This is a genomic window from Candidatus Latescibacterota bacterium (genome assembly GCA_019038625.1).
GTDB lineage: Bacteria > Krumholzibacteriota > Krumholzibacteriia > Krumholzibacteriales > Krumholzibacteriaceae > JAGLYV01.
Window position 1 is genome coordinate 1 of sequence record JAHOYU010000038.1, and the last position, 7,022, is coordinate 7,022.

7 protein-coding genes are annotated in these 7,022 nt (G+C 51.2%); 3 read left to right on the top strand and 4 right to left on the bottom strand.

The genetic code is table 11. The annotated features are described in order from the left end of the window. Window positions 1–329 (top strand): hypothetical protein (locus KOO63_02540; GenBank protein MBU8920716.1); only part of this gene is annotated, 329 nt, incomplete at its 5' end. Between the two features lie 11 nt (window positions 330–340). Continuing rightward, the gene (locus tag KOO63_02545) at window positions 341–1,429 is read left to right on the top strand and encodes a hypothetical protein (protein MBU8920717.1); all 1,089 of its coding nucleotides are present in this window, start codon (window positions 341–343) and stop codon (window positions 1,427–1,429) included. 79 nt (window positions 1,430–1,508) lie between these two features. Here the strand turns inward: KOO63_02545 and KOO63_02550 are convergent, their stop codons facing one another. The 4 genes from KOO63_02550 to KOO63_02565 form a co-directional block, all read right to left on the bottom strand. Next, window positions 1,509–2,765, bottom strand: coding sequence for a T9SS type A sorting domain-containing protein (locus tag KOO63_02550; protein ID MBU8920718.1), 1,257 nt, complete (start codon window positions 2,763–2,765; stop codon window positions 1,509–1,511). A 259-nt stretch (window positions 2,766–3,024) separates the two neighbouring features. Continuing rightward, entirely contained in the window at window positions 3,025–4,218 is a 1,194-nt protein-coding gene (locus KOO63_02555) for a glycosyltransferase family 4 protein (protein MBU8920719.1), read from the bottom strand. Between the two features lie 34 nt (window positions 4,219–4,252). Beyond that, entirely contained in the window at window positions 4,253–5,449 is a 1,197-nt protein-coding gene (locus KOO63_02560; protein ID MBU8920720.1) for a flippase, read from the bottom strand. Between the two features lie 127 nt (window positions 5,450–5,576). Beyond that, entirely contained in the window at window positions 5,577–6,539 is a 963-nt protein-coding gene (locus KOO63_02565; protein ID MBU8920721.1) for a DUF362 domain-containing protein, read from the bottom strand. Between the two features lie 234 nt (window positions 6,540–6,773). On the opposite strand from KOO63_02565, the gene KOO63_02570 reads away from it, so the two are divergent. Then, the coding region (locus KOO63_02570) for a hypothetical protein (GenBank protein ID MBU8920722.1) at window positions 6,774–7,022 on the top strand (249 nt) is incomplete at its 3' end.

Genomic DNA, 7,022 nt, shown 5'->3' on the forward strand with positions numbered 1-7,022 from the left:
TGGCAGGGCTATATATATGGCTCCTGCTGATCGTCTCTTCATTCAGGGAAATGATCCTGGTCCAGAAGAAAGCGGTCGAAGGCGCCTACGCGGAGTACGCGGAAGTGATGCAGCTATCTCTCACCGGGTTTTTCGTATCTGCCTTCTTTCTCTCGAGGACATACAACGAGGTCCTGTTCATCCTGATCGCTCTTTCGACGCTTATCTCGGTCTTTTCCAGAAAACGATTCGATTATAAAGTCCATCTACTCGATTCATCACTTCTTATCTCCACATTAGTATTTATGGTATTACTGATCGTGGTGATAAAGATCCTTGTGATGATCTAGGGAATATATCGATGTTCAAAGACGTTCACATATGGCTCCCGGGATACATCAGGAACAGGCTGGGCCGAAATCGTCCGGGTGGACCGGTCACCATCCTGTTTGCCTTTGTCGATCATTTTGAACCGATACAAAAAGACGACGACCCTCTCGACCTGCAGATCGAACGCGTCGAGACCTGGGTGAGGGGATACGAAAAACTCTGCGAGGGACATACGGACTCCAGAGGCAGGATGCCGCAGCACACCTACTTCTTCCCCCAGGAACAGTACGCCCCCCAGGTACTGGACATTCTGGGCTCGCATTGCGCCCGCGGGTTCGGAGAGACCGAGATACATATCCATCACGACAACGACACGGAAGATGGATTTGTCGAGAAAATAGAGACCTTCAAGCAGCAACTGGCAAGCCACGGCATGCTGCCCGTGGACAAACGTACAGGACAGAGGATGTACGGATTTATCCATGGAAACTGGGCGCTCGACAACTCAAGGAAAGACGGTCGATGGTGTGGATTGAACAACGAGATCACTCTCCTGCAAAAGACTGGATGCTACGCCGACTTCACTCTTCCCTGCGCTCCAGCCGACGGCCAGACCCGCAAGGTCAACTCGATATATTTCGCCGACGACGACCCTGACCGCCCCCGCTCTCATGACGATGGAAGGGATATCGTTTTCGGAGGCAACGATTCCGGAGACCTTCTCCTGATCCAGGGGCCACTGATGCTCAACTGGAAAAAGCGCTCCCGCGGGTTTATGCCCGGAATAGAGAACGGTGATATCAGCCTGGCAAACCGGCTGTCAGCAGAAAGGATGAGGCTGTGGCTCGAAGCTGGAATATCGGTAGCCGGCAGGGAAGAAGTCATTTTCATCAAGATCCATACGCATGGTGTAAAACCGAAGAACATTCCCTATCTCATCGGAAACGAGATGTCTGAAGCGATATCCGTGATGGAAAAGGAATGGAGCAGGGAAAATGGATATTCCCTCCTGTATGTCACTGCCAGAGAAATGGCAAACGTAGCTTTTGCTTTTAACGAGGGGGTCGACCTGCCCGCAGTGGAGCTGCTCGACCACAGATTCATCCTTGAAAATCGATAAATGCCACGTAGATACCGAAAAGGCAGCTTCCCGAAGGAAACTGCCCGCACGGCGTCTTCGTAGTCGATCGAAGAAAATCCTAATTGACTACCAGAATCACCCGTTTTTCCGATATCTGTCCATCGCTGTCAGAGATGACGACGAAATATCTTCCGCTGGCGACACTGACACCAGTGTTGTTCTCCCCGTTCCAGATGAGTGTCGTCGTTTCGGCCCATGACTCGTCCCACACCTTCTGCCCACGCAGATCGTAGATACCTATCCTGCCGTTGTCCGGCAAGTTGCCGATCGTAAGATTTCCCGAAGCAGGCTGGAATGGAATCGGATATATAGCCACTATGGCCGAGGCCAGGTTGCCGTTGTTACCGTCACCTTTATCATTATCCACTTCACTGACGACGAGATCAAAACTGATGACTTCCGGCCCGGCAACGGATGAGATCCTTATCACTGCCTCACCGTCCTCTTCGTCGAGATCTTCGTATGCCATTATCGTCACCATCTGCTCGACGTACCAGTCGGCCGATGTAAAGGTCAGGGCCTCTCCCGATTCGACATCGATATCGGAATCCCCCGCCAGGCGCTGCACCTGCACATCTACCGTACCGTCCGGGATACTGCTCAGCCGGACATTGAACTGGCCCGTGCCACCTTCGTCCACAGTCAGGACATCGGGATCGAGGACAAATTCCAGAGGAGCACCATTATCAGAAGTGACGAATGAATAGTTGCTTGATACGATCATGTTCTCCAGAGACTCGTCTCTCGATATCGCCCGCACAAAATATATACTTTCGAGGTCAAGCCCTGTGATATCGATATAATGGGTGGTGGAAAGAGTCTCGTCTGTCGAGCTGACCGTGATCTCTCCTGTACTCATCTTCCAGTATTCGAGCCTGCCCCTGGATGGCTGCTGCGTGGACCATTCCACACGCCAGGTCGAAGCGTCGATCGCGGTGACTGAAGTTATCATGCATCGCTGCATTATCTCGTATGGATCTGAGGGATGTATATAGTGGGCTGAAAGCCGCTCCGAGAAACCGCTGACGGCTCCAACCACGTTTCTGGACCGGAGCCTGTAGAAATACTGTACCCCTGGTTCAAACCCGTTCTCATATGTATCAGTAAATAAATTTGAAGTCACATCGACCGCGGCGATCTGCTGGTATTCGACCAGAACATCGGTTGTGGATCTATATACCAGGACTTCCGTCACACCGGGATCCGAAATCGGATTCCAGGCCACCCTGCAGGTGGTCTCTCCCTGAGCGGACAGGTCGGCAGCCCCAAGGATGATGATCAAAAAGATCACATAAAAAAGCTTCCGGTCATTCATATCCTGCTCTCCCCTCGTTCAACGATGGGAATGTAACCCTTCGCAGAGGTTGTTGTCAATGCCAACCGGGGGCAAAATGCGAACAAGATTGCTTTTTTGACCTGCCGGCCCGTCGGAACCATCCCGACCACACACCGGGCAGATTTTTCCTTTAAGTATCCGGATGTTTCCCGGAATTTCCTGTCGCCCCTCATCATCTCTCCTGAGTCTCCTCAAGTTGTCGGCTCTTTTGCTGTTTATTCCTCAATAGCGATTAACATCAGGAAGAATGAGCATGGTGTGTGCCAGAGGCATTACGCTTGAACGATCGTATCGTGATATCGAAAACATCAGTGACACGCTGTGCGTTCTTTGTCCAGGTCTCGGCGGGGCAATCGATGGAAGATCGGTCCCACTCCCTTGTGAGGGCCTTGACCAGAGATTCGCTGAGTGTACGGGAGTTGCCGACTTCAAACAGGATTCCCGAATCCCCGGTAACGATCTCGGGGATACCTCCGGTATCTGAACAGACGACCGGAATACTGCAGGCAAGTGATTCCAGGATGACGTTCGGTGTCCCCTCGTGCAGGCTCGGAAGGCAGAAGACGTCACTGGCATTGAACCATTTGACCATATCGTTGTGTGGTACTGAGCCGTGGAAGAAGACCTTTCCTGAAAGAGGGGGCCTGGAAGCCATCTTTTCCAGGTGGACCTTTTCGGGGCCCCTCCCGAGGATATGCAGCTGCCAGTCTCTCATTTCGATTTTCTCCAGGGCTTCCAGTAACACGTCTATGCCCTTGACCTGTTTGAGGTTGCCTGCAAAGAGAATCATTTTCATCTCTCTATCGAGCCCGAGTTCTTCCCGGCATTCCGATCTGTCCACAGGCATGAATATCGAGCGGTCTATTCCGTTATATACTACGTGTATCTTCCCCGGTTCGATATCTTCGTATCTGAGTCTCCCTGCCAGATCCTCGTTGACCGAGATTATGCCATCGGCCTTCGACATCGCCTCAAGGATAAGGTGTTTTCTACCGGGAAAGCGTATGTAATCGTTAATATCGCTTCCATGTATCCGGCAGACTACGGGCAGGCCGTGTTCAGCAGCAAGTTCGACAGCCGCACGGCTGTCCGGGTATGCCCATGTCGCGTAAATGATATCGGGTTTGAATCGGTGGACCGCGCGCGAAAAGACCAATTTTATCGAGTTGTAGTAAAAACGCCAGTACATGTCGCGCATCACCTTGGGAGTATAGTAGAAAATGGGATAGTCAACTCCCATGCCCGAACACTCTTCGAGAGGAATGGGCCTTTCTCCCTTAAGTGCCAGCTTGAGTCTGTGCGGCCAGGGTACGGGCGAGATGACATGAACATTGTGAATGGCAGATAGATATATCAACTGTTGTCTGTTGAAAGGCGCGAATTCGGGTCTCGACCTGTCCGGAAAGAGATTTGTCACGCATAAGATATTCATGGCCGGATAATATCACCAGTTTTCCGATTCGTCATCAACTTTCCTCCTGCCATTTACCAAGGAATCTCTTCAGGACAAGGAGCCCCAGAATACCTCCCAGAACCCTCGATACTAGGGTGACTACGGCCGCCCCTACAGCGCCGTATCTGGGAATAAATATTATGTTTCCGGTAAAATTGAGGACGAGGTTTATCGAGGCCATGATCACGAAAAGCTGAGGCTTGTTGATCGAATGGCCTATAAGGTTGAACGGGTTGAGGATCGTCAAGAGAATGAATGCTCCTACGAGGATCTGAAAAAGCTGTACCGAAGCTTCGTATTCAGCTCCGTAGAAGAACATCATCAGCGGTCTCGCCACCAGGATCAGCAGCAGGCAAAGGGCGCCGATAATGCTGGTCAGCTTGAGCGTCTCTTTGAAATAGCGGAAGATCTCAAGTTTTTTCGTAAATTTCGATACCTTCGGGAGGAAGATCGTATTGAGCGTCTCCGGCAGAAGCTCGAACGGTTTTATCATTGTAAAGGCTACACCGTAGAGGCCGACTTCCGATTCCTCCCTGAAATATCCCAGCATCAGGACGTCGAGGCGGTCGAAGACCATGAAGATGATACTGAAGGCATATATCCAGCCGCTGTATGAGAATATCTCTTTAAGCGGATATTTTCCGCCTGATGTACCCCTGAAAAAGGATTTCGGCAACATGAGCGAAGTGATCGCGAAGGCCACCAGGACCTGGGATATATTGAATATCAGAGTATGCTCGACACTCAGGATCGCCTTCCATGCGAAGAACAGGATCAGCGCCGTCCTGAAGACATGGCTTATGACATCGATGATCGCGACTTCGCGGAATTTTTCCATGGCCCTTAAAACACCGTCAGTATTGTTCCAGACATTCCAGACGAGAGATCCGATTCCGGCCAGCCTCAGCGGCAGGACCAGGTCTGGATTGTCAAACATTCTCTCCGCTACGACCGGGGCCATGAACCAGGATGCGATGACGAACAGGACCGAGGCGGATATCCTGACGAAAAAGATCCTCTGAAAGATCGACGCCGATTCGTCCTCCTCTCCCCGGGAAAGATGCATCGACATCTTTCTGACCATCGTCGTTGTAAGACCCATTTCCAGAAGACGCTCCGATATTCCCATAATCACAGACGCGATCGTCAGAACACCCACCATCTCACTGCCAAGAGTGCGCGCCACGACGACGGCTACAGCAAATCGCATAACGGCGGTCACCATTCGGCTGGAATACACCCATCCGATGTGCCGGACACTGTCTCGGGAAAGCAGGTCTGTAATCTGGTTTTTTAATTTATCGAAGATATTCATTCCCATCCGAATCGATAGACGCTCAATTGATCAATTTTCTGATTCCGATGACCATTCTGCGGATAGGATAGAACAGGTTGTCGTTCATGATTATCTTCTGAGTGATAAATTCCGAACGGGAAAAGAAATTCAGAAGCTTGATGGCCCAGTCCTCTTTTGCAAACTCTACCTTGACCCTGAGCCCGTCGAAATCTCCGTCTATCTCGATATCCTTTTTGGCTATCATGCCTACACCACGTTCGGCCGCCACCCTGACGATCTCCGATGTGACCGGCTCCAGCCCCAAAAGCCTCATTCCCACCGCGTCCACAGCCACAGGGTCGTTCCCGCCGATGATCACACCTGCGTTGATCGGATAACCGTTGATCGGCCCTCTGCCCTGCATCCCGACGATCCCGTCCATCAGCGAAATACGCGGAGGAACTATCCTGGCGATCTCCGCGAGCATTTCGGGCATATACTTGTGCCATATCAACCTGTCCCGTCTCGGAACACATCCCCACTGGTTCTTCAGGGAACCGGTGAAGACAGTCGTCGCATGGACCTTGAGCGCGGGCAACGTTATAAAATAATCGGTCTCGATGAATGTTTTGGCAAAATCCCATTTACCGACATGTCTGCTGTCCAGCCATATTTTTTCATCGTTACTGAGATTCACCGCTTTGATATCATACTTTTTGACAAGATCGTATATTCCGTTGGCCTCATAGGCCTCTTCCACCGTGTACCTTGCACCATCCGCCTCGCAGATCGTCACATCCGCGCCGATATCCTTCAGATACTTTACGACAGCCTCTGTCACGCCGATCGATGTATTGGCAGTGTGGATCATCTCTTTACGTTCCGTACACAGATTTGGCTTGATGAGGACCCGGGTCCCGCTGGAGATGTTGTCCCTGGCCCCACAGGAGTCCAGAATGCCGGTCACGACTTCACCAAGAGGTGCGTCCTTGATCGATCTGATGAATATACGGCTCTTATCCATGATTCCCACCCTGTCATTTTGAGGTTACTGCATAACATGATAGCCCAATGCAATACCTCTGCCAAACAAAATAATCACAGTCGATTTATCATCCCCGGGATATCGATTTCTTGCGTGACCGGGATATATTCCACTATAATCATCCCGAAATGATAGCTACGGCCCGCCAATTGCTTGAAAAACAGGGCAATCCTGGCAATTGGAAGATCCGGACAGGTGTGAAACGGGGAAACGATGACGAAAAGACATCTTATGGGGCAGTTACTGCGCCTCGTGCCATTCGGGATAAGCCGGGGACTGAGGCAGCTTCACCGGGGACGGTTCCTCACTGTCCTGACATATCACCGCGTCCTCGACAAACCGGAAGGATTCCCTTTCGATGAGGATCTGATCAGCGTCTCGTCGGCCCAGTTCAGGCAACCTCTCGATTTTATCACCAGGCATTACAATCTGTATGAGTTCAGGATGCTCCGCGAATACATG